The organism is Streptomyces sp. NPDC086766 (assembly GCF_044746005.1).
Taxonomy (GTDB): domain Bacteria; phylum Actinomycetota; class Actinomycetes; order Streptomycetales; family Streptomycetaceae; genus Streptomyces.
The window spans coordinates 184,774-206,213 of sequence record NZ_JBIVBI010000001.1 but is presented as its reverse complement, the minus strand read 5'-3'; the positions used below and the strand labels follow the sequence as shown (position 1 = coordinate 206,213).

Here is a 21,440-nt window from a genome sequence, read left to right as displayed (position 1 = left end):
CCGCTCCCGCGGACGACCGGACCGGATGCCGGACCGGCCCCGGCAAGGGCCGTGAACCGTCCGCACGGAGGTTCGTCCGGTCGATCAGCCCGCGTACTCCACCGTCACCGGGGCCGTGTTGTTCTCCTGGTCCGGGTCGACGGCCGGATCGGACGCGACCGAGATGCTGCCGCGCGCTCCCTCGACGCGCCTGTCGATGCGCACCCGCAGGAAGGTGCCGCCGACCTCCGGCCCGGGGCAGGCGACGGGGCCGCCCTTCTTCGGGCCGGGCACGCAGTAGAGGAAGTCGCCGGAGTGACTCTCCGGGTCCACGGGGACCAGGCTGACGCCCTCCGGGAGGGTCACCCACATCGTCGGGTTGCCGACCCCGGCGCGCCCGTAGCTCCTCGGGTACGGCACCTGGGTGTCGACCACCTGGCCCATCCTGCCCTTGATGGCGAAGCCGACGGGTTCGAGGTCGTTGAGCTGGGTGGTCTCGAAGTCCAGTGAGGCGGTGCCCACTTGGGCGGCGTCCAGCCGGACGCCGGTGAACCGGGTCCCGTCGACGGGGCGCAGCCGCAACGGGGCACCGCTGCCGCGGGGAGCCGACGCGGGCAGCCGTGACCGGTGGTCGAGGTCGCCGGTGCGCCACACGCCGTAGCCGACGCTGCCGTTGCGCGCCGTCCGGCCGGCCACGGCGGTGAACGGCCCGGTGGCCTCGTACGCCGTCCCCGCCCGCAGCGGCCCGGGGAAGTCGCACTGGGCCTCGGTCGCGCCCTTCGGCTTGTCGTAGCGGCAGTTGCCGTACCGGGGCAGCAGCGTGGCGTCCGAAACCGACACCAGGACGCTGACGCCGCCGTCGACGTCGGTGTCCCCCTTGTTGCCGAAGGCCGGGGTGAGCCGCACCTCGCCGCCGGGTCGCACCCCGGTCACCGTCCCGGAGTTCTGCCGCGCGGTCAGGAACGGCGATCCCACGATCACGCGGGTGGTGTGGTGGACGGTGGGAGCGTTGGCGCTGCGCACGGTGATCGTGACGTCTCCGGCCGGACCGCGTTCCGCCGCGGGTACGGGCTTCACGTTGAAGGGAACGAGGAGCGCACCCTCCCCGAAGTCGATGTCACGCAGCGAGCAGGTGACGCGGGCGCCCGAACGGACGCAGCCGTAGCCCTTGTTGACGCCCCAGATCTCCGTCCTCCCGAGGAGGGCGGCCAGACCGAAGGTGACCCGGATGCCCCGGACCGCTCCTCGGGCCGTGCCGGGTGAGGCCGCCGTGGCACCCAGGTCGACCTGGTACTGGATCGGCAGGGTCTCCGGGCCGGAGCGGGTGTCCCGCGGCACGTAGTAGGTGTTCGGCGCGGACCGGATGCTCAGGACTCCGGCGGCTTCCCCGGCCGGTGCGGCGGACCGGCCGGAATCGGGCCGCAGTGCGGCGAGAAGCCCCGCCCCGGCCGCCACCAGTGCCACGGCGCACACCACCGCCGTGTACCACCACGTCCTCGTTCTCCACCGGCCGCCCATATGAAGGGAGATGCCCGGGGACGCGGCAGGGTTGCCTGCCGGAGGGGGCGGTCCGGCCGCGGGCCGCCCCTTCCGGCCGCCGGGTCAGGCCTTCGGGCACTCCTTCCACGCCAGGTGGTAGACCGTGCTGATGTCGCCGTCCGTGGAGTCCATGGTCATGAAGCTGACCTTGCCGGGCGCGCTGGTGCCCGCGTTGACTCTCAGCTCGGTGTTGATGTTGAAGTTGCGCAGCACTCCGCAGGGTGCCCACACCAGTTGGGCCCAGTCGGTGCTGTCGGTGGCCTGCCAGTCGTCGTTGTACGGGCCGCTGAACGGGTGGGTCTCGACCGCGGTGTTCGGGGACCCCTGGAAGTAGTACGAGGCCTTCTGGGTGGCGCTCGCGCCGGACTGGAGCGAGGCGAAGCCGCGGTAGTCGGCGCTGGCGATGGCGTAGGTGAAGCCCTGCGGGACGTGCACGACCAGGTTGAGCTGGCAGTTCTTGCGGAACGCGGTGGGGTCGGAGTTGCCCCCGGCCTGGGCGAGGTACTCGCTGTAGGTGACCGTGAAGGCGGTGTTGTCCGGGGACACGGCGACGGCGGCCGTGCCCTGCGGACAGCCGGAGCCGTTCACGGTGGCGACGTCGATGACGATCTTGTCCGGCGGCGGGTCGGTGACCACCGGGGACGAGGGCTGCGCGGGCAGCGCGGAGGTCAGGAGCGCGGCTACCGCGCCGCTCAAGAGCAGTCCACCAGCCATGGTTCTCCCATCCGTTCGGTCCGTGGGGGGTGCTGGGACGTGAACTAGCGTGTCCATGCCAAGCGCAGGCACGGGCGTGCCCCCGCCCATGGAGAAACCATGGATGCGCGGTGAAGGCGGGGAGCGGTCGCATCGTACGCATCCGGTCAGGGGGCGCGTAGGTCGCTGTCCGGCCATTCACACCCCCGTGCCCCGCGGCCGTCCGGCCGCGCGGCGACCCCGTGTGCCCGTGGCGGGTCCCGGACCCGTGGAGAATGGCCGGGCCCGCGCCCCGTAAGATCGCCGCCCGGGAGGCACACCTTTGGCGCTCAGCAGACGTTCTTTCAGCGCCCTCGCCGGCACCGCCGCGCTCGGACTGGCCCTGGGCGGCAGCGGCGGCCCGGGGGCACCCGCGGCCTACGCCGCGCGCTCCGTCCCCACGGGCCCCCCGCCCCCCGAGCCGCACGCGGACGGGCGGCGGCACACCGTCGGCTTCGACCACTACTCCCTGCTGGTGGACGGCAGGCGGCTGGTGCTGTGGTCCGGCGAGATGCACCCCTTCCGGCTGCCGAGCCCGTCCCTGTGGCGGGACGTGCTCCAGAAGATGCGGGCGCACGGCCACAACGCCGTCAGCATCCACGTGGCGTGGAACTACCACTCCCCCGCGCCGGACCGGTACGACTTCACCGGCGTGCGCGACCTGGACCTGTTCCTGCGCACGGCCGCGGAGACCGGCCTCTACGTCGTCGTGCGCCCCGGCCCCTACATCGGCGCCGAGGTCGACGGGGGCGGCTTCCCCGGCTGGCTGACGGTCGCGCCGGGCACCGCCCGGACCGCCGACCCGGACTATCTGCGGCACGTCGACACCTGGCTGACCCACGTCGACGCCATCGTGTCCCGGCACCTGTACACCCGGGGCACCGGCACGGTGCTGCTCTACCAGATCGAGAACGAGTACGACTCCCACGTCGACGAGCCGACCGGCCGCGCCTACATGGCGCACCTGTACCGGAAGGTGCGCCGCGACGGCATCGACGTGCCGCTCTTCCACAACGACAAGGGTCGCAACGGCCACTGGGTCCCCGGCTCCTTCGACACCGGCGGGGAGAAGGGGCGTTGGCTGTACGGCTTCGACGGATCCCCCTCGCCCTCCCGGACCCCGCCCGACTGGGGGCACTTCGGAACCGGCGGCAGGACCGGCGGGGCGACCGCCAGTCCGCACACGCCCGGCTTCATGCCCGAGTCCGGCGGCGGCTGGTTCGACCCGTGGGGCGGCGTCCTCTTCCAGGGCAAGGGGTACGCCGAGGCACGGCGCACCCGGGACGCGGCCTACGAGCGCCGCTGCCACCTGACCGACCTCGCCAACGGCATCACCCTGCACAACGTCTACATGGCCTTCGGCGGCACCTCCTGGGGCTGGCTGCCCGCGCCGGTCGTCTACACGTCGTACGACTACGGGGCGGCCCTCGACGAGGGGCGGCAGCCCACCGACAAGCTGGTGCCGCTGCACCAGATCGGGCACATGCTGCAGCGCGTCCCCGACTTCGCCAAGCTGGACCGGGCGCCCGAGGTGAAGGCGGCCGGACTCACCACGTACCACCTGACCAACCCGGACACCGGCGCCCACGTCCACGTCCTGCGCAACGACCACGACAAGGACGTCACCTCGACGCTGCCCGTGGGCGGCACCGACCTGCCGGTCACCGTGCCCGCCCGGGACGCCCGGCTGATGGTGGCCGGGCTGCCGCTGGGGCAGCGCAGGCTGCGCTACTCCACCGCGCAGCCGATGCTGCTGATGTCCGCCGGACGGCAGGACATCGCCGTGTTCACCGGGCGGAGCGGGGAGATGGTGAGCCTGGCCCTGGAGGCCGCCGAGGAGCCGCTGGCCACCCGGCTGGACCCGGACGTCGCCTACGTCTACGACCGGGGTCTGATGCGGGTGACCGCTCCCCTCGGCGGCGGCCGGCTGCTGCGGATGCTGGTACAGGGCGACGAACAGAACCGGCCGCTGCTGCTGCTCTTCGCCGACGAGGCGGCCTCCGTGCGCCTGTGGCCGCGCGACACCCCGTCGGGCTCCCTGCTGGTGTACGGCCCCGAACTGCTGCGCACCGCCGCGCTGCGCGACTCCGCGGTGCACCTCACCGGCGACACCGTCGAGGCCGCCGGCCTGGAGGTGTGGGGGCCGCGCGGCGTCGAGCGGGTGGTGTGGAACGGCGGCGCGCTGCGGACCTCGGTCAGCGGCTCCGCGAGCCTGTGCACCGCCGCGCCGCTGCCCGGGGTGCCGAAGGTGGAGCTGCCCGCGCTGGGCGGCTGGCGGGCGCGCACCGAGAACCCGGAGTCCGAACCCGACTTCGACGACTCGGCGTGGCGGCTCGCCGACAAGTCGGCCTCGTACAGCACCACTGAGGTCCCGAAGGGCCGGCCGGTGCTCTTCGCCGACGACTACGGCTTCCACTACGGGGACGTCTGGTACCGGGGCACCTTCACCGACTCCACCGGCGTCGAGGCGGTCGAACTCGCCTACAGCACGGGTACCCAGGGCCTGCTGATGGCCTGGCTGGACGGGGAGCCGCTCGGCACGCACCGGATGCCCGTGCCGGACAGCGGGACGATGCGCAAGGGCAGTTGGGCCGGCACGGCGGTCCTCCCGGTCCGGCCGGAACGGCGCACGCCCGGCCGGCACGTGCTGTCGGTCCTGGTCCGGCGGATGCAGCACGACCAGGACGGCGGGGCCCAGGACACGCACAAGGCGGCGCGCGGCCTGACCGCGGCCTCCTTCACCGGCGCGTCCCCGGCGGTGCGGTGGCGCATCCAGGGCGAGGCCGCGCCCGACCCGGTGCGCGGGCCGATGAACAACGGCGGGCTGTTCGGGGAGCGGGAGGGCTGGCACCTGCCGGGCTTCCCGGACCGCGACTGGGAGCCGGTGGACCTCCCGCGGGCCGAGCGGCGCCAGGGCGTGACCTGGTACCGGACCACCTTCCCGCTGGCCGTGCCGCCGGGGGTCGACGCCTCCGTCGGGCTGGTCCTGGAGGACGAACCGTCCCGCGCCTACCGCGCGCAGATCTTCCTGAACGGCTGGAACATGGGCCAGTACGTCAACGACGTGGGCCCGCAGCACACCTTCGTACTGCCGAACGGAATCCTGCGCACCCGGGGCGCCAACACGCTGGCCCTGGCGGTCCTGTCCGAGTCCACCACGCTGTCGGGACCGGGCCGGGTGCGGCTGACGCTGCTCGGCGCCGCGGCGGGCGGGGTGCCCGTGACACCGGTGGCCTCGCCCGGACGCTGAGGCGGGCGGGACGCGGCCGCGTCAGGCGGCGCGGCCGAAGTCGGCCGGTACGCCCTCACCGGTGCACCGGCCGTCTCCGCGCACCCGCTTCTCCCGGGCCCGCAGTACCGCCCACAGCAGCGCCCACACCGGGACCAGGCACCAGGGCAGCGGCCACCCGGCCCGCCACCAGCCGGCCGCCGGAGCGAAGACGGCGTCGACCGCCGCGGCCGCCATGGCGACGGCCAGCGTCCAGCACAGCAGGCGCCCCGCCCACCGCACGGCGGTGCCGATCCGGTGTCCGCCCGCGCGTCTGCCGGGATGGTTCATGACGGGATCCCCCCACGGGACGGGGCGGCGGCCGTACAGGTGTGACGGCGCTCACCTTCGGTCGCAAGTGTGCAACATGTGAACTTCGGTGCACAGACAGCGGACGGGCGGAGTCGAGCACAACGGTCGTTCCGGGTTGAACAACGGTCGCCGGATCGCATGACGCGAACACTTCCGGCCGCGTAGGCTCGGACGACCTGCCTCGGCACGGGCAGCGGAAGGGGTGACGGTGATGGCGTTCGCGGGCGCGCGCGGTACGGCGGCCCGGCTCGCCGGGGCGCTGCGGCGACGGCGGTCCCTCCGCGCCCGGGAGACCTCGGGCATGCGGGCCCTGACGGCCCACCTCGTCACCGCGCTGGCATCCCGCCCCCACCCTCCGTCCGGAGCACGCGAGTTGTGCCACGCCCTGTGCGAGGAGATGACCGCCCGCCGGGGCGGCCGTCCCGTGGAGCTGCGCTTCGAGCGCATCCCGGACGACTTCGACGTCACCGGGCTGTGGGTGGAGTTCCAGGAGTTCGACCTGGTCATCGTCGAGGAGCGGGCCGAATCCGTGCAGCAACTGGTGATCCTGGGCCATGAGTTGTGGCATCTGCACGCCGGGCACCGGCATCTCCACCCCACGCGCGCCGCGGCCGCCCGGGCACTGGCCGCAGAGCGCGGCGGGCGCGGCCCCGGGCTCTGGCCGAGACTCTCGGCCGCGCTGGAGCAGGGCGGCACGCCCGTGGCCGCCCGCGACGGCTCGCGCGAGCGGGACGAGGCCGAGGCCGACGACTTCGGCCACCGCCTGGCGACCGCCTTCCGTCCCTACCTCACCGCGCCGGACGCCGGCCGGACCCTCGACCCCCTCCAGCGCACCCTCGGGTACCGCGGCCGCCCGGCCGGCGGACGGGGGATCTTCGACGCCCGGCTCGGCACCGGCGGCGGGCGCGGCGGCGACGCCGTGCGCGAGACCGGCGGCGTGCGGGGAGGTGGCCCCCGGTGACGCCCGTGTCCGCGCTGGCCGGACTCGACCCGGCCGCGCTGGCCGGACGGTTCTCCATCTCCTTCTGGATCCCCACGGCGGTGCTGACCGCGGCCCTGGCGATCAAGCTGCCCACCATCATCCGGCTGTGGAAGGACCCGCTGCTGCGGGCGGTCGGCGGGCTGCTGCTGCTCGCCTGCGCGGTGTTCGTGTTCGTGGCGCCGCCGACGATCGCCTGGACCAACCGGGTCACCGGGGTGCCCAACATCGCCGCGCCCTGGGTGTATTCGCTGCTCACCGCGTTCTGCGGCTCGTGTCTGCTGCTGATCATCGCCTGGCGCAACGGCCTGTCGGACCGCTCGGCCGCGACCCGCCGCGCCCGGCGCTGGGTCGTCTCGGCCTACGCGGGCGTGATCGTCGCGCTGTGGGTGCTGTTCGCCCTCGCCGACACCCCCGTGGAACGGCTGCGGGACCTGGACACCTACTACGCCGACACGCCGTTCATGCGCGAGGAGATCCTGCTCTACCTCGTCGCGCACGCGGTGGCGGTCCTCATCACCGGGCGGCTGATCTGGAACTGGGTGCGCACGGACGGGCTCGACGCCTGGCTGCGGTGGGGGCTGAAGTCCCTCGGTGTCGGCTACGGACTGAACCTGATCTTCGACGCCTCCAAGCTCACCGCCGTCGTGACCCGCTGGACCGGACACGACCTGGACTGGCTCAGCACCGCCCTCGCGCCGCCGGTCGCCTGCCTGTCGGCCATCCTGATCGCGGTCGGCTTCATCCTGCCGCACGCCGGGCAGTTCCTGCAGCAACGCTGGCGCGTCCGGCTCGCCCACCACGAACTGCGGCACCTGTACGCGCTGACCCGGACCGTGGGCGGCGGCGGGGTGCCGGTGGGGCTGTGGGCCAGCCCGGAGCTGCGGCTGACCCGGCGCGAGACGTTCATCCGGGACGTGCTGCTGCCGCTCGCCCGCCGTATCGACGAGGATCTGCGCCGCCGGGCGTACGACGCCGCACTCGCCCTCGGGTACGCGCCCGACGCGGCACGCGCGGCCGCCGCCGCGGTCGCGATCCTGGACGCCGCCGACGCCCGCGCCCGGGGCCCGGAGGGCGACGGCGCCGCGGGCCCCGACCCGACCGACCTGCTCCGGGAGATCGGCCCGGTCTCCCGCGCCCTCGGCGACCCCGACCGCCTGGCGCGCGTCCGCGCCCGCGCCGCCGCCCCAGCCCCGGCACCGGCCCAACCCGCCGCCCCCGGCGCGGCGGCCGGGGAACCGGGAACGGGCGGCCCCGCGCGGTCGGCACACGAGCGGGGGGACGACCGGGCCGTCAGCCCCTGAACGGGGGCTGGGGCAGGCCCTCGCCCGCGCCCGGGAGGACCAGGAGCGAGCCCGCCAGGGCGGGGGGCGCGGACAGGCCCGTGCGGGCCGTGGTGACGTAGAGGTCGGTCAGGCCGGTGCCGCCGAAGGCGCAGGCGGTCGGACGGGGGACGGGCAGTTCGACCACGCGGTCCAGCGTGCCGTCGGGCGCGTAGCGGCGGACCGCGCCGCCGTCCCACAGGGCCACCCAGACACAGCCGTCGGCGTCGACGGTGAGGCCGTCCGGGAACCCGGCGCCCTCCTCCACCACCGCGAACCGCCGCCGTCCCGCGACCCGTTCACCGTCGTGGTCGAAGACGTCGATCCGGCGGGTCGGCGAGTCGACGTAGTACATCAGCCGCCCGTCGGGGCTCCAGCCGGTGCCGTTGCTCACCGTGACGTCGTCGAGCACCACCTCGGCGGAGCCGTCACCGGTGAGGCGGGACAGCGTGCCGCCGCCCGGGGCCTCGTCGTAGCGCATGGTGCCCGCCCACAGGGAGCCGTCGGGCGCGACGGCGGCGTCGTTGCCGCGGCGGCCCGGGACCGGGTCGCGGTGCAGCCAGCGGAAGGAGCCGTCGGGGTCCAGCAGGCCCACGCCGTCCCGCAGGTTCAGCACCAGCCCGCCCGCGGCGCGCGGCTTGGCCGCGCCCACGTGCTGCCCGGTCGTGCGCACCGAGCGCCGGCCCGACCCGGGGTCGTAGGTGTGCACCCGGGAGCCGAGGATGTCCACCCAGATCAGCCGCCCGGCCGCCGGGTCCCAGGTCGGCCCCTCGCCGAGCAGGGCCTCGGCGCGCACCGCCGCCTCCCAGGTCACGCGGCGCCCCGGTGGCCGAGGCGCTCCGACAGCTCGGCGGCCCCCTTCGCGGCGAGCTGCTCCAGCTCCGCGCGGCGCTCCTCGCTCCAGCGGATCATGGGCACGGAGATGGACAGGGCGGCCACCACCTGGCCGGTGCGGTCGCGCACCGGGGCGGCCACGCAGCTGACGTCCGGGTTGGATTCGCGGCTCTCCACGGCGATGCCCCGCCGCCGGATCTCGCCCAGGGCCTCGCGCAGGGCGGCCGGGTCGGTGATGCTGTTGGGGGTCATGGCGGCCAGGTCGGCGTCGTCGGGGACGCGGGCGGCCAGCTCCTGCTCGGGAAGGGAGGCGAGCAGCATCTTGCCGACCGAGGTGCAGTGCGCGGGCAGCCTGCGGCCGGCCGCCGACACCATGCGCACCGCGTGCGTGGAGTCCACCTTGGCGATGTAGATGACGTCGGTGTCCTCCAGGATCGCCACGTGCACCGTCTCGTCGCACGTCTCGGCGACGGAGCGGGCGACCTGCTGGCCCTCGGCGGCGAGGTCGAGCTGCTCGGCGTAGCGGCTGCCGAGCTGATACGGGCGCACGCCGAGGCGGTAGCGTCCCGGCTGCCCGGCCAGCGGGACGATGTACTGGCGGGCGGCGAGCGTCGTGACCAGCTCGTGCACGGTGGTGCGCGGGAGCTGGAGCCTGCGCACGATGTCGGGGGCGGAGAGCGTGCCGTCCCCGTCGAGGAAGAGCTCGAGGATGTCGAGAGCCCGGGTCACAGCAGGTACGAGACGTCCCACGACCGGCCCCCTCCCTTGCGTCTAGGCCTATGTTCGAAATATCAACAGGCGATCGGCATGACGAACACAGGCTAGTCACCGTGGGGGACCCGGGCAATGGGCCGGAGGGCCCGGACCCGGGCGGGGGCGGCGTGGGCGACGATGGGGGCATGTCCTCCGGAACGCGCCCCGCCGGCCCCGCCGGCTCCTTCGGCCCGCTCGGTTTTCAGCTCGTGCTGCTGCGCCGCATGGCCGACCACAATCCGGACCTGGTCGAGGACGCCCGCCACCGGCTCGGCGTGTCCCTCACCGAGATGCGCGAGGCCAACAAGCGGTGGCAGGCCATGGTCCGTTCACCGCGGTCGAGGTCCGCCGCCGCCCGGTACCGCTCGGTCCTCGGGAGCCCCGAGTCGGTGGCGGCCCGCCGGATCGGCGACCTGGACTGCGAGGCCCGGCGCTGGCCCGTACCGCTCTGGCCGGACCTGCGCTTCGAGGTGCTGTCCGGGCCGGACGGCCGGGTCTGGAACGAGTGGCTGGTGCGCGCCCCGGACGCCCCGGCACCCCGCCTGCGCACGGTGGAGGACCTCGCCCCCTGGTCCTGTACGGTCGACGAGGCGGCCCGCGCCTTCGCCCCCGCCCGCCCCCTGGAGGGCACCGCCCCCACGCGCTGGGGGCTGGCGTTCACCGCCCCGGACGCGGAGGGCGCGCCCCACGAGGTGGTGGCGGAGTTTACCTGGGGGCTGATGCAGCGGACCCGGGTCGGCGGGTAGCGGCCGCCAGCGTCGCCCGCACCACCCGCGGCCGCGAGTCCGGGTGCAGGAACAGGAACAGGTTCGGCTCGACCAGCTCCAGCTCCATCACCCGGGGCTCGCCGTCCTCCCCGTCCACCAGGTCGACGCGGGCGTAGAGCAGGTCGGGCGCGCCGGGCACGGCGGCCAGCGCGCGTTCGGCGGTGGCGAGTTCGGCCGGGGTCGGAGTCCAGGGCCGGAGCTCGGGGTGGGCCACCTTCTTGTGGTCGTAGGGCGTGCCGGGGGCGAGGACGGCGCCCTTGCGGCTGGCGTGCAGCAGCCGGCCGCCGAAGAACTGCAGCGCCCGCTCGCCGGTGACGTCGATGCCCCGGAGGTAGGGCTGCACCATCGCGGTGAACCCCTCGGCGTGCATCCGCGCGAGGTGCCGTACGGCGGTGTCCCGCTCGGCGGGCGTGTAGCGGGCGGCGAACCGGGCGCCGGCCCCGGAGGTGGGCTTGACGACGTACTCGTGGCCGTCCGGGAGGCCGGCCGCCTCTCCGGGGGCCAGGTACCGGGTGGGGACGGTGGGCACCCCGGCCGCGGCGAGCTGCCCCAGGTAGCGCTTGTCGGTGTTCCACCGCACGACCTCCGGCGGATTGGCGAGCCGGGTGAGCGTGCCGCACCGCTCGGCCCAGGCCAGGAACTCGGCGGCCCGCCAGCTGTAGTCCCAGGTCGACCGGATGAGGGCGAGGTCGAATCCGGCCCAGTCGGCCTCCGGGTCGTCCCACTCCACGGCCGCCGCCTGCGCCCCGGCCGCCGCGAACGCCTCCACCAGGGTGGGCAGGTCGGGGTCGGCGCTGACCTCGGGTCCGGGCCGGCAGGTCACGAGCGCGATGCGGGGCACGACGGGCTCCCCCTCTTTTCGTACGGCGGTGCGGTGCGGCCGGGTGCGGCCGGGTGCGGTCCGGTGCGGCCGGTCCGTGCGGTCCGTCCCGTGCGGTCCGGTGCGGTGCTGACCGCCTCGCAGGCTAACAACCGGCGGGGCGGGGGCAGCGGGCGGTGGGCGGTGGGCGCCGGGCGAGGGTGCCGGGCGGTCGAGGGGGCGGGGTCTGGTGTAGGAACGGGGGTGGGCGCCCGACTCGCGGTGCGCCGCGGTGTGGTCCTGACGGTGCCTGGTGGTGCCTGGTGGTGCCTGGTGGTGCCGTCCTCGAGCGTGTGAGGAGTCCTCGCGTGTCCTCCCTCTTTCCGGCCCTGACGGACGGTCCGGGCGAACGGGTCGCCCTGCGGTTCGGCGACCGGACGCTGACGTACCGGGACCTCGCGTCCGCCGCGGGGGCCACGGCCGCCCGGATCCGGGAAGCCGGCCGGGTCGCCGTGTGGGCGACCCCGGCGCCGGAGACCGCGGTCGCGGTCGTGGGCGCGCTGCTCGCCGGGGTGCCCGCCGTACCGCTCAACCCGAGATCCGGGGAGAAGGAACTCGGGCACATCGTGTCCGACAGCGCGCCCACGGCGGTGCTGGCGGCGGCCGGTGACGACCTGCCCGCCGCCCTCGCCGGCCTGGCGCGCCTCGACGTCGACATCGACGGCGCCCTGGGCCACGGCGGCGGGTCCGTCCCGGAGGACCGTGCGGCCGACGGCGACCCCGCCCTCGTCGTCTACACCTCCGGCACCACCGGCCCGCCCAAGGGCGCCGTCCTCTCCCGCCGGGCCGTCGCCGTCACCCTGGACGCCCTCGCCGACGCCTGGCAGTGGACCGGCGCGGACGTGCTGGTGCACGCGCTGCCGCTGTTCCACGTGCACGGGCTGGTGCTCGGCGTCCTCGGACCGCTGCGCCGCGGCGGGGCCGTGCGGCACCTGGGCCGGTTCACCACGGAGGGCGTGGCGCGGGAGCTGGGCGACGGGGCGACCATGCTCTTCGGCGTGCCGACCATGTACCACCGCATCGCGGAGGCGCTGCCCGGCGACCCGGAACTCGCCCGGGCGCTCGCCGGGGCGCGGCTGCTGGTCTCCGGGTCCGCCGCGCTGCCCGTGCACGACCACGAGCGGATCGCCGCCGCGACCGGACGGCGGGTCGTCGAGCGGTACGGCATGACCGAGACCCTCATGCTGTGCTCATCCCGGTGGACACCCCCGGACCCCCGGCCCAGCGTCCGGGCGGACGGGGAGCCCCGGGCGGGCACCGTCGGGGTGCCGCTGCCGGGGGTGGAGCTGCGGCTCGTCGAGGACGACGGCACGCCTCTCGCGTCGTACGACGGGGAGAGCGTCGGCGAGATCCAGGTGCGCGGTCCGAACCTGTTCACCGAGTACCTCAACCGGCCGGACGCGACGGCCGCCGCCTTCACCGCCGACGGCTGGTTCCGCACCGGGGACATGGCGGTGCGCGATCCGGACGGCTACGTCCGCATCGTCGGCCGCAGGGCCACGGACCTCATCAAGAGCGGCGGGTACAAGATCGGCGCGGGCGAGATCGAGAACGCGCTGCTCGAGCACCCCGGGGTCCGCGAGGCCGCCGTCACCGGGGAGCCCGACGCCGACCTCGGTGAGCGGATCGTCGCCTGGATCGTCCCGGCCGACCCTCAGGCCCCGCCCGCCGCACGGGAGTTGGCGGACCACGTGGCGGGCCGGCTCGCCCCGCACAAGCGGCCGCGGGTGGTGCGCCTGCTCGACTCCCTGCCCCGCAACGACATGGGGAAGATCATGAAGCGGGCGCTGACCCAGGGCTGAGCGGCTCCCCGCCCGGCGGGCCCGCGTCCCCGCGCCGCCCACGAGCCGGTGAGGCGGGCGAGTTGGCCGAAACCGGCGGGTCGACGCCGTGGCGCGTTTTTGCGGGCGGCGTATCTGCGGGATCATCTGCTCCCGGACGACACCCGCACCGTCCGTAACGGTGGAGACGCTCACAGACAGCACGACGGGGGCACGATGGAAGGCTTGGTCGACTTCAGGACCGCCGACGGCACGGTGGTCCGGGTCGAGACCCCGGAAGACGAGTACGGCTCCCGCCTGGTGGCCCGAGGCGACGACGGCGCGCTCCAGGCGACCCGCACCTTCGAGGGCGCGCTGGACGGGGTGCGGGCGGCCGCCGAGTCCGCGCTGCGCGTCTTCCGGGACGGCTCGCTCAAACCGGACTCGGTCGACATCGAGTTCGGCGTGAAACTCACGGCGGAGGCGGGCGCCCTGATCGCGAAGAGCGCGGTCGAGGGGCAGCTCGTGGTCAAGCTCTCCTGGTCCCCCGGGCGGTCCGACGGCTCCCCGGAGACCCCGCCCGGCTCATGACGAGCGCTGCCTGGCACGCCAGGATCGGCTGCGGACGGGAGACGGGCGCCGGATTCCTCGTCACCGACTGCCATGTGCTGACCTGCGCCCATGTGGTGGCGCACGAGGACACGGACGCGGTCAGCGTGACCTTCGCCCACGGCTCGGCCGGCGCCGAAAAGCGGACGGCCCGGGTGGTGGGGCACGGCGGCTGGGCCGGGCGCGCCACCGACCCCGGCGACCTCGCCGTACTGGAACTCGACCGCCCCGTGCCCATGAAGCCGGCCGAGTTCGCCGCGCCCTGCGACGCGTACGGCGACCCCCCGCGCCGGCTGGTCGCGTACGGCTTCCCCAAGCGCTACGACGAGGGCACCCTCGCCGAATACCGCGCCACCGCCACCCAGTTGATCGCCGGGGAGTGGGTGCAGCTGGAGGCGTGGGCCGCGCACGGCCAGCCGCTGGCGCCCGGCTTCAGCGGCGCGGCGGTGACGCTCGCCGACACCGGCCAGGTCGTCGGCATGGTGTCCGCCGCCGCGCGCGGCCCCGACGTCCGCAACGGCCGGATGCTGCCCGCGCAGGTCATGGCCCGCTACTGGCCGCGGCTGGGCGAGCTGATCCCGACGCCGCATTTCGGCCGTGCGGACAAGGAGCGGCTGCGCGCGCTCATCGACGCGGTGTCCCGGCAGGACGCCCCGGCCTGCCCCCCGGAGCGGCTCTACCGCGAGGCCGTCGGCGCGCTCGGCCCGGAGCTGCCCGCGCACGGCTTCCGCTCGCTGTGGGACGCGGCCTGGTACATGCTGTCCGAGGTGCCCGACCCGGCCGCGGTGACCCGGTTCGCCCTGCGCCTGGCCGACTTCGCCGAGGACGCGCCGACCCGGTACGCGCTGCGCGCCTGGCCGCACACCGACCGCGCCCCGGCCCCGGCGGCGCGGCCCGCCGCACGGCCCGGGTGGTCCCCCATCCTCGTCGAGATCGCGCCCAGCGGTCTGGGCGACGACCGCTTCCTGGTCGAGGTGTCCGCCTACACCGACCGGCACCGCCGCGTGGTGGGCTCGCGCACCCTGCCGATGCGGGGCGTGCGCGGCTACGCGCTGGAGCGCATCGACGAGGCCTACCGTGAACTGGACCCGGACGCACGGGAGCTGATCGCCTTCGTACTGCCGCGCCGCTGGCTCAACACGGACGTGGCGCACTGGCAGCGCAGCGCCGACGACGACAGCCCGCTCGGCTCCTTCGCGCCGGTCGTCGTGCTGGACCTGGAGCGGCGGCGCAGCGGCGGGCTCCAGCACAAGCTGGTGCGCAAGTGGCGGCAGCTCGACGACCGGCGGTCGGCCCGGCTGCACCGGGTCGGCTGCGGCGCGCTCGGCCAGGACCCGGTGAAGCTGACCGTGGGGCTGCGCCGGCACGACGCCGACATCGTCGGGTTCGGCACCCCGCCGCGCGCCGACGGCACCCGGCGGCTGTTCACCGCGAGCCTGAACGCCGCCGTGCCGGTGCTGCTGTGGCCCCGCTCCGGCTGCCGCGGCGGCCCGGCGCACGAGGACTGCCGGGGCGCGGAGTTCCTCGACCGCCTGGCCGAGCACCTGGCGGACCTGCCGCCGAGCGAACTGCCCTCGTACGTCCACGAGCTGCGGGAGGCCGCGTACGCCTCCGACGGCCCCGAACCGCACTGGGCGCACGACCTGGCACTGCTGTGGGAGGACCCCCGCTGCCTGCCCGACCCCGTCGCCTACCAGCACTCGCCCGTCGGCTGAGCCACGGCGACCCTAGGGAGAACGCATGTCCTTGTGGCCCGTGTACACCGGCGCGAGCGCGCCCCACGACGGCATCGGCCGGCTTCCCGCGCCGCCGCCCTGGCGGGACTTCGACGGCGGTCCGGTCCTGCCCACGCCCACCGAGGACGCCGACCGTGCGGCCGCCTCGCCCGACCGCCGCCACCGGGCCCGCTCCTACCGCCCCGGCGACGAGACGGTGCAGCTCGTCAACGCCGCGCTCTACCTGCGCCGTCCGCTGCTGGTCACCGGCCCGCCGGGCAGCGGCAAGTCGAGCCTGGCCTACGCGGTGGCCCGGGAGCTGCGGCTCGGCCCGGTGCTGCGCTGGAACGTCACCAGCCGCACCACCCTGCGCGACGGCCTCTACCAGTACGACCCGCTCTCCCGCCTGTACGCCGCCGGCCGCGCGGCCGCCCGCGAACTGCCCCCGGACGGCGACCTCCAGGACCATCTGCGCCTCGGCCCGCTGGGCACCGCGCTGCTGCCCTACGGCCGCCCGCGCGCCCTGCTCATCGACGAGATCGACAAGAGCGACCTCGACCTGCCCAACGACCTGCTGAACGTGCTGGAGGAGGGCCAGTACGAGATCCCGGAGCTGGTCCGCGCCGCCCGCCACACCCCGGCCGCGGAGGTGATGGTCGACGGCACCGACGACCGGGTGACGGTCTCCAGGGGCCGCGTCCGCTGCCGGGCGTTCCCGTTCGTGGTGCTCACCAGCAACGGCGAACGCGAGTTCCCGCCGGCCTTCCTGCGCCGCTGCGTCCGGCTGGAGCTGCACCAGCCGCGCGACGCCCACCTGGAGAGCATCGTCCGCGCCCACCTGGGCGAGCCCGGCCCGTACGCCCGTGAGCTCATCGACCGCTTCCTGGCCCGCGGGACGGAGGGCGAGCTGGCCACGGACCAGTTGCTCAACGCGATCTACCTGACCGGCGCCGCCGGTGCCGAAGCGGGCTCGCTGGACGAGCTGGCGGAGCGGGTCATGCCGTATCTGAGCCGTACCCGGGACGACGCGGATGCCTTCTGAGGAGGGGGCGCCGGGGGGTGTGGCCCGGCTGGCCGACCTGCTCGCCGAGACGAGCGGCGGCCACCGGCCGACATCGGTGGAACTGGCGGAGGTCCTGTGGCTGGCGGGACATCTGCGGGGCCCCGGGACGCCCGAGCCGACGGCGGAGGCCGAACGGCCCGCGGAGCGCGGACCGTTCCCGCCCCCTCCCGAGGACGGACCGGGGCCTGCGCTCCCGCCGGACGGCCCCCCGCGGCCGCCCGCCGACCGTCCGCACCGGCAGCCCGGCCGGCGCGTACCGCTCAGCCTGCCCGGCGCCCTGGACCGGCCCGGCGCCCACCGGGCGCTGCTCGCCCCCGCTCCCCCGATGCTGTCCCACCCGCTGGCGCTCCAGCGCGCCCTGCGTCCGCTCAAGCGCCTGGTGCCCGCCCCCCACGGCCGGGAGGTCGACGAGGAGGCGACCGCCCACCGCATCGCCCGGCTCGGCGCCCACCCCCGCTGCTGGCTGCCCGTGCTGCGCCCCGCCACCGAACGCTGGCTCACCCTGCACCTCGTGTACGACGCCGGGCCGACGATGCCCGTGTGGCGCCCGCTGATCCGCGAACTGCACACCGCTCTCGGCCAGTCCGGGGTGTTCCGCACGGTGGAACTGCACCGGCTGGCGGCCGACGGCACCGTCCGGCACGGCAACGCGCCGCCGCTGCACACCGCGGGGCGCAGCGCCGCCCTCGTGGTCAGCGACTGCATGGGCGCGCAGTGGCGGGAGGGCCCGGAGGGGAGCCGCTGGTACCGCACCCTGCGCCGCTGGGCGGCCGCGATGCCGGTCGCGGTGGTCCAGCCGCTGCCGGAGCGCCTGTGGCGGACGACCGCCCTGCCGACCGTGCCGGCCCTGCTGTCGGCACCCGGGCGCGCGGCCCCCAACTCGGCCTGCGCCGTGGACGCCTACGGGTCCGGGGAGCTGCCCGACGGGGTCCTGCCGCTGCCCGTCCTGGAGGCGTCGGCGCCCTGGCTGGCGCACTGGGCGGAGCTGGTGGGGTCCGCCTCTCGGGCCGCGCTGCCGGGTGCGGTGGGGCTGTTGGGCGGCGCGCCGCCGCCCGCCCCGGTCGACGAGGAGGGCCGCGGCGACGTGGCCCGGCTGTCCCCGGAGGAGCTGGTGCTGCGCTTCCGCTCCATCGCCTCGCCGCAGGCCTTCCGGCTCGCCGGCCATCTGGCCGTGGGCAGGCCGGAGTTGCCGGTCATGCGGCTGGTCCAGGCGGCCATCGAGGACGCCCCGCACCCGCAGCACCTGGCCGAGGTGATCCTCAGCGGGGTCCTGACCACCGCGGACGGCCCGCCGGGGTCGTACGCCTTCCGCCCCGGCGTGCGCGAGGTCCTGCTGCGCACCCTGCCGCGCACGGACCGCTCCCGTACGACGGAACTGCTGGCCCGGGTGGGCGCGGTGATCGACGCGCGCGCGGGGGTGCGGGCCGGTGAACTGCGGGTGCTGGCGCCGGGCGGCGGGCAGGACGCGGCCGGGGACCCGATCGCCGCCGTGCGGCGGCGAAGCGTACGGCGGCTCGGCGGTACGGACGCGGACGACTCCCGCGAGCTGATCGGGGGGCGGTACCGGCTGGTCGACCGGCGGGGCGCCGGCGAGCGGGTGTGGGAGGCGGTGGACGAGCGGACCGGCCGCCCGGTGGTGGTGCACCTGTACCCGGAGCAGGCGTCCGCGGAGCGGTTCCTGCGCCAGGCCCGGGAGCTGGCCGCGGTCCACAGCCCGCACGTGGTGCCGGTGACGGCGTACGGCGTCGAGGGTGAAACCCCTTATCTCGTCGCGGAGTTCGTGGACGGGGTGACGCTGACGGAGCTGGAGGCCGGCAGCGGGCCCGGGGTCTGCTTCCGGGTCTTCGCCCGGCTGGCGTGCCAGACCGTCGCGGGACTCCAGGCGCTGCACGCGCGCGGTCTGGTACGCGGTCAGGCGGGGGCGGACGGGCTGCTGCTGCGGCCGGACGGCACCGTGGTGCTCAGCCGGTTCGCGCTGGGCGAGGAGTCCGAGGGCATGAGCCCGGCGCGGGACTTCCGTGTCCTGGACCGGCTGCTGCGCCGGCTGCTCCCCACCGTGCGGGCGCCCCGGGAGTTCGCGCTGCTGGCCCAGCTCGACGGCCGCCGGCTGACCGCCCGCTCCGCGGCGGCCCTGCTGGACTCGGCCCAGCACGCCGACCGGCTGCGCTTCACCCTGCTCGGGCGGCCCGCCGTCTTCTCCGGCGGACGGCTCCCGGCCGGTCCGCGCCCCGAGTCCGCCGAGGCCTGGGCGCTGCTGTGCGTGCTGCTGCTGCGGCACGGACGGCGGGTGACCTGGCACGAACTGGCCCACGGCATCTGGTCCGACCCGCCCGCGCCCACCGGGCCCGCGACCCGCGAACGCGTCGCCCGCCTCGCCGAGGAGCTGGTGCGGCACCTCGGCCCCGGCACCCTCGCCGCGCTCCCCGACGGCTACGCCCTGCACACCGCCGGCGGCTACCTCGACGTCGCGCACTGCGAGGAACTCCTCGCCCGCCGCCGCCGTACGCCGTGGCAGGACCTGCGGGCCCGGCGCGCCCTGACCCAGGAGGCCCTCGGCCTCTTCCGCGGCGACCCCCTCGACGGGGTCCCGGGCCCCTTCGCACAGTCCACCCGCGCCCGGCTGCGCGCCCTGCACCGCTCGCTCACCGCCGGCCCCGAGGACCTCGAACCGGCGGAGACCGGCCCGCCGGGCGGGGACCGCGTCCGCCCCGTGATCGCGTTCGAGTCCGACGCCCTGCCCGGCCGGCCGCTGCTGCGCGACGCCCTCGTCCGCACCGTCACCGGGCTGGTGGCCCGGGGCGATCTCGACCCCGGCCGGTGCGCGGTCCTCGGCCGCCGCAACGGCTGTGTGGTCGTCGCCGAGCCCGGCGTCTCCGTCCTGCCCCTGCTGGTCGCCGTACTGCGCCTGCTCCCCGGCGCGGGCGGCCCGACCGCCGGAGTCCCGCGGCTGCGGGTGTCGTTCTGGCGGGCCCCCTGGACCGGCGATCCCGACCTGTCCGTCCTGTCCCGCTCGGCGCGGTCGGCGGTGCGGCGGGTCACCGAGGACGCGGTGGTCGTCGTGTGCCCGGCGCTGTACGAGGAGTACGCCCGCAGCTCCGCCGCGCCCGGCTTCCCGTCCTTCCGGCCGCTGTACGGGGGCACCCCCCAGGATCCGCCGCTCGCCTGGTGCCTCCCGGTACGCGGGGCGGCCGGACCGGAGGGCGGCGACCTGGTGCGCGGCCCCTTCGGCACCGGCGACCCCGCCCGGCTCCATCACCGCGTCCCCGGTGGCACGGCCCTCGTGATGGCCCCGCCCAGCGGCCCGCCGGCGCTGCTGGACCCGGCGCGGCCGCGCGGCGACCGCGCGCAGCGGGTCACGACGTACTACGAGGTGGACCTCACCACCCACCGGGCCACCCACGAGGTGTCCCTGCCGAGTGCGGGCAAGGGCGCCTTCCGGGCGACGGTCGAACTGTCCTGGCACGTCGACGATCCGGTGGCCGTGGTCCACGGCCGGCCCTCCGGCGTCGGCGCCCGGCTGCTGCGCCGCTTCGTCGACGAGGCGTCCCGCATCACCCGCCGCTATCCCGTCCGGCACGCGAGCGCCGCCCAGCGCGCCGCGCAGCACGGGGTGCGCCACTGGCCGGTGCCGGGGCTCACCGTGACGTGCGCGGTCCGGCTGACCTCGGAGCGGCAGGCCCTGCTGCGGCCGCGGCGGCCGGACACGGGCCGCTCGCCGTGACCCCGGCCGTCCCGGCAGCACCACGGCCACCGTCACCGGAACGGCCGAACACCCCCGTTCGGCGGCCCCCGCCCGGCCCCCTCCAGAAGGCGCCAGGGCCCCGCTCCCCCGCACGATGCCAGGGAGGCCCCGACCGCCGGCGGCCCTCACGGTCCGTGCTCTCGGGAGGATCCGCCATGACCGCCAATCTGGAGCAGTTGCGCCGCTGCCACTTCGCCGTCGATCTCGGAGCGGCCCGGACCCGCGTGTACGTCAAGGGCGCGGGGCTGGTCGTGGACCAGCCCTCGGTCGCCGCGATGAACACCCGCAACGGCGCGCTGATCGCCGTGGGCGAGTTCGCGGAGAAGATGACGGGCCGCACCCCCGACTACATCCGCGTGATGCGCCCGGTCTCCGGCGGCACCGTCGTCGACATCGAGATGGCGCAGCGCATGTTGCGGCAGCTGCTCGGCGACCGCCTGCGCCGGTCGCTGCGCCGCCGGCCCCGGCTGCGGGCGGCGGCCTGCACCCCGCACGACGCCGATCCGCTCGCCCAGCGGGCCACGATCGAGACGCTCGTCGGGCTCGGCGCCCGGCGCGTGGAGCTCGTCGACACCCTGATCGCCGCCGCCGTCGGCTGCGGGCTGCCCGTGGAACAGCCCGAGGCCACCATGATCATGGTGTGCGGGGCCGCGGCCACCCAGGTGGCCGTCCTCTCCCTCGGCTCGATCGTCACCGCCCAGCGCATCCCCGTGGGCGGCGAGGCCGTCGACCACGCGATCGTGCAGCACCTGCGCCACGAGCACGCGCTGATGCTGCCCAGCCAGTCGGTACGGCCCCTGCAACTGGCGCTGTCCGGCAACGGCCTCACCCCGCACGGCCCGCAGTCCACGGAGATCCACGGGCGGGACGTCGCCACGGGGCTCGCCCGCTCCGTACGGGTGGACACCGCCGCCGTGCGGGACGCCATCCAGACCCCGCTGACGGCCGTGCTCGACGGCATCGGCAGGGTGCTGCGGGAGTGCCCGCCGGACCTGGTGGCCGACCTCGCCGACCGCGGGATCATGATGGTCGGCGGCTCCGCCCTGCTCCCGGGCCTCGACCAGATGCTGCGCGAGGCGACCGGGGTGCCGGTGCACATCGCCGAACGCCCCGACGTGTGCGCCGTACAGGGGCTGGGCGAGATGCTGGAGGGCAGGATCGAGCCCCTGGTCCTGGACCCCCTGAGCGCCTGAGGCCGCCCGGTTTC

General features: G+C 75.7%; 16 protein-coding genes. 10 read left to right on the top strand and 6 right to left on the bottom strand.

The genetic code is table 11. The features are described from left to right. Window positions 1–84: 84 nt before the first annotated feature. Window positions 85–1,443 (bottom strand): hypothetical protein, encoded by a 1,359-nt coding sequence (locus tag ACIPM1_RS00885; protein WP_402427106.1) that lies wholly within the window; start codon window positions 1,441–1,443, stop codon window positions 85–87. 138 nt (window positions 1,444–1,581) lie between these two features. Then, on the bottom strand, window positions 1,582–2,232 hold the full coding sequence (locus ACIPM1_RS00880; protein ID WP_402427103.1) for a DUF4360 domain-containing protein: 651 nt from the start codon (window positions 2,230–2,232) through the stop codon (window positions 1,582–1,584). A 301-nt stretch (window positions 2,233–2,533) separates the two neighbouring features. Here ACIPM1_RS00880 and ACIPM1_RS00875 point away from each other — a divergent pair, with 301 nt between their 5' ends. Continuing rightward, the gene (locus ACIPM1_RS00875; RefSeq protein ID WP_402427100.1) at window positions 2,534–5,500 is read left to right on the top strand and encodes a beta-galactosidase; all 2,967 of its coding nucleotides are present in this window, start codon (window positions 2,534–2,536) and stop codon (window positions 5,498–5,500) included. A 21-nt stretch (window positions 5,501–5,521) separates the two neighbouring features. On the opposite strand, the gene ACIPM1_RS00870 is transcribed toward ACIPM1_RS00875, so the two are convergent. After that, window positions 5,522–5,809 (bottom strand): hypothetical protein, encoded by a 288-nt coding sequence (locus ACIPM1_RS00870; protein WP_402427098.1) that lies wholly within the window; start codon window positions 5,807–5,809, stop codon window positions 5,522–5,524. A 232-nt stretch (window positions 5,810–6,041) separates the two neighbouring features. On the opposite strand from ACIPM1_RS00870, the gene ACIPM1_RS00865 reads away from it, so the two are divergent. Together ACIPM1_RS00865 and ACIPM1_RS00860 are read left to right on the top strand one after the other, a co-directional pair. After that, window positions 6,042–6,791 carry a toxin-antitoxin system, toxin component family protein gene (locus ACIPM1_RS00865; RefSeq protein ID WP_402427095.1) on the top strand — a complete coding sequence of 250 codons (750 nt, stop codon included), beginning with the start codon at window positions 6,042–6,044 and terminating at the stop codon, window positions 6,789–6,791. Between the two features lie 5 nt (window positions 6,792–6,796). After that, on the top strand, window positions 6,797–8,113 hold the full coding sequence (locus ACIPM1_RS00860; protein ID WP_402428129.1) for an MAB_1171c family putative transporter: 1,317 nt from the start codon (window positions 6,797–6,799) through the stop codon (window positions 8,111–8,113). Here ACIPM1_RS00860 and ACIPM1_RS00855 read toward each other — a convergent pair. Beyond that, window positions 8,103–8,945, bottom strand: coding sequence for an SMP-30/gluconolactonase/LRE family protein (locus tag ACIPM1_RS00855; RefSeq protein WP_402427092.1), 843 nt, complete (start codon window positions 8,943–8,945; stop codon window positions 8,103–8,105). The genes ACIPM1_RS00860 and ACIPM1_RS00855 overlap by 11 nt on opposite strands. Next, a complete protein-coding gene (locus tag ACIPM1_RS00850; protein WP_356185424.1) occupies window positions 8,942–9,715 on the bottom strand; it encodes an IclR family transcriptional regulator in 774 nt (257 codons plus the stop codon). Before ACIPM1_RS00850 ends, ACIPM1_RS00855 begins: the two co-directional genes overlap by 4 nt. A 149-nt stretch (window positions 9,716–9,864) precedes the next feature. On the opposite strand from ACIPM1_RS00850, the gene ACIPM1_RS00845 reads away from it, so the two are divergent. Continuing rightward, entirely contained in the window at window positions 9,865–10,464 is a 600-nt protein-coding gene (locus tag ACIPM1_RS00845) for a hypothetical protein (protein ID WP_402427089.1), read from the top strand. Here the strand turns inward: ACIPM1_RS00845 and ACIPM1_RS00840 are convergent. Further along, the gene (locus ACIPM1_RS00840) at window positions 10,424–11,326 is read right to left on the bottom strand and encodes a RimK family alpha-L-glutamate ligase (protein ID WP_402427086.1); all 903 of its coding nucleotides are present in this window, start codon (window positions 11,324–11,326) and stop codon (window positions 10,424–10,426) included. The two genes, ACIPM1_RS00845 and ACIPM1_RS00840, sit on opposite strands and share 41 nt — an antisense overlap. A 326-nt stretch (window positions 11,327–11,652) precedes the next feature. Between ACIPM1_RS00840 and ACIPM1_RS00835 the strand changes: the two genes are divergently transcribed. The 6 genes from ACIPM1_RS00835 to ACIPM1_RS00810 all read left to right on the top strand — a co-directional run bounded on the left by ACIPM1_RS00835 (window position 11,653) and on the right by ACIPM1_RS00810 (window position 21,426). After that, on the top strand, window positions 11,653–13,146 hold the full coding sequence (locus ACIPM1_RS00835; RefSeq protein ID WP_402427083.1) for an acyl-CoA synthetase: 1,494 nt from the start codon (window positions 11,653–11,655) through the stop codon (window positions 13,144–13,146). 195 nt (window positions 13,147–13,341) lie between these two features. Next, the gene (locus ACIPM1_RS00830; protein ID WP_356185413.1) at window positions 13,342–13,695 is read left to right on the top strand and encodes a CU044_2847 family protein; all 354 of its coding nucleotides are present in this window, start codon (window positions 13,342–13,344) and stop codon (window positions 13,693–13,695) included. Further along, on the top strand, window positions 13,692–15,428 hold the full coding sequence (locus tag ACIPM1_RS00825; protein ID WP_402427080.1) for a trypsin-like peptidase domain-containing protein: 1,737 nt from the start codon (window positions 13,692–13,694) through the stop codon (window positions 15,426–15,428). Before ACIPM1_RS00830 ends, ACIPM1_RS00825 begins: the two co-directional genes overlap by 4 nt. Window positions 15,429–15,453: 25 nt before the next feature. Then, window positions 15,454–16,470, top strand: coding sequence for a MoxR family ATPase (locus ACIPM1_RS00820; protein WP_356185407.1), 1,017 nt, complete (start codon window positions 15,454–15,456; stop codon window positions 16,468–16,470). Then, complete coding sequence (locus tag ACIPM1_RS00815) at window positions 16,460–20,212, top strand: SAV_2336 N-terminal domain-related protein (protein WP_402427077.1); 3,753 nt, start codon at window positions 16,460–16,462, stop codon at window positions 20,210–20,212. Before ACIPM1_RS00820 ends, ACIPM1_RS00815 begins: the two co-directional genes overlap by 11 nt. A gap of 176 nt (window positions 20,213–20,388) precedes the next feature. Beyond that, on the top strand, window positions 20,389–21,426 hold the full coding sequence (locus ACIPM1_RS00810) for a rod shape-determining protein (protein WP_356185403.1): 1,038 nt from the start codon (window positions 20,389–20,391) through the stop codon (window positions 21,424–21,426). The last annotated feature ends 14 nt before the right edge of the window (window positions 21,427–21,440 follow it).

Coding starts and splice junctions, on each gene's coding strand:
- ACIPM1_RS00845 (WP_402427089.1), top strand. CDS start 9,865: ATGTCCTCCGGAACGCGCCCCGCCGGCCCCGCCGGCTCCTTCGGCCCG.
- ACIPM1_RS00815 (WP_402427077.1), top strand. CDS start 16,460: ATGCCTTCTGAGGAGGGGGCGCCGGGGGGTGTGGCCCGGCTGGCCGAC.
- ACIPM1_RS00830 (WP_356185413.1), top strand. CDS start 13,342: ATGGAAGGCTTGGTCGACTTCAGGACCGCCGACGGCACGGTGGTCCGG.
- ACIPM1_RS00820 (WP_356185407.1), top strand. CDS start 15,454: ATGTCCTTGTGGCCCGTGTACACCGGCGCGAGCGCGCCCCACGACGGC.
- ACIPM1_RS00870 (WP_402427098.1), bottom strand. CDS start 5,809: ATGAACCATCCCGGCAGACGCGCGGGCGGACACCGGATCGGCACCGCC.
- ACIPM1_RS00810 (WP_356185403.1), top strand. CDS start 20,389: ATGACCGCCAATCTGGAGCAGTTGCGCCGCTGCCACTTCGCCGTCGAT.
- ACIPM1_RS00880 (WP_402427103.1), bottom strand. CDS start 2,232: ATGGCTGGTGGACTGCTCTTGAGCGGCGCGGTAGCCGCGCTCCTGACC.
- ACIPM1_RS00825 (WP_402427080.1), top strand. CDS start 13,692: ATGACGAGCGCTGCCTGGCACGCCAGGATCGGCTGCGGACGGGAGACG.
- ACIPM1_RS00865 (WP_402427095.1), top strand. CDS start 6,042: ATGGCGTTCGCGGGCGCGCGCGGTACGGCGGCCCGGCTCGCCGGGGCG.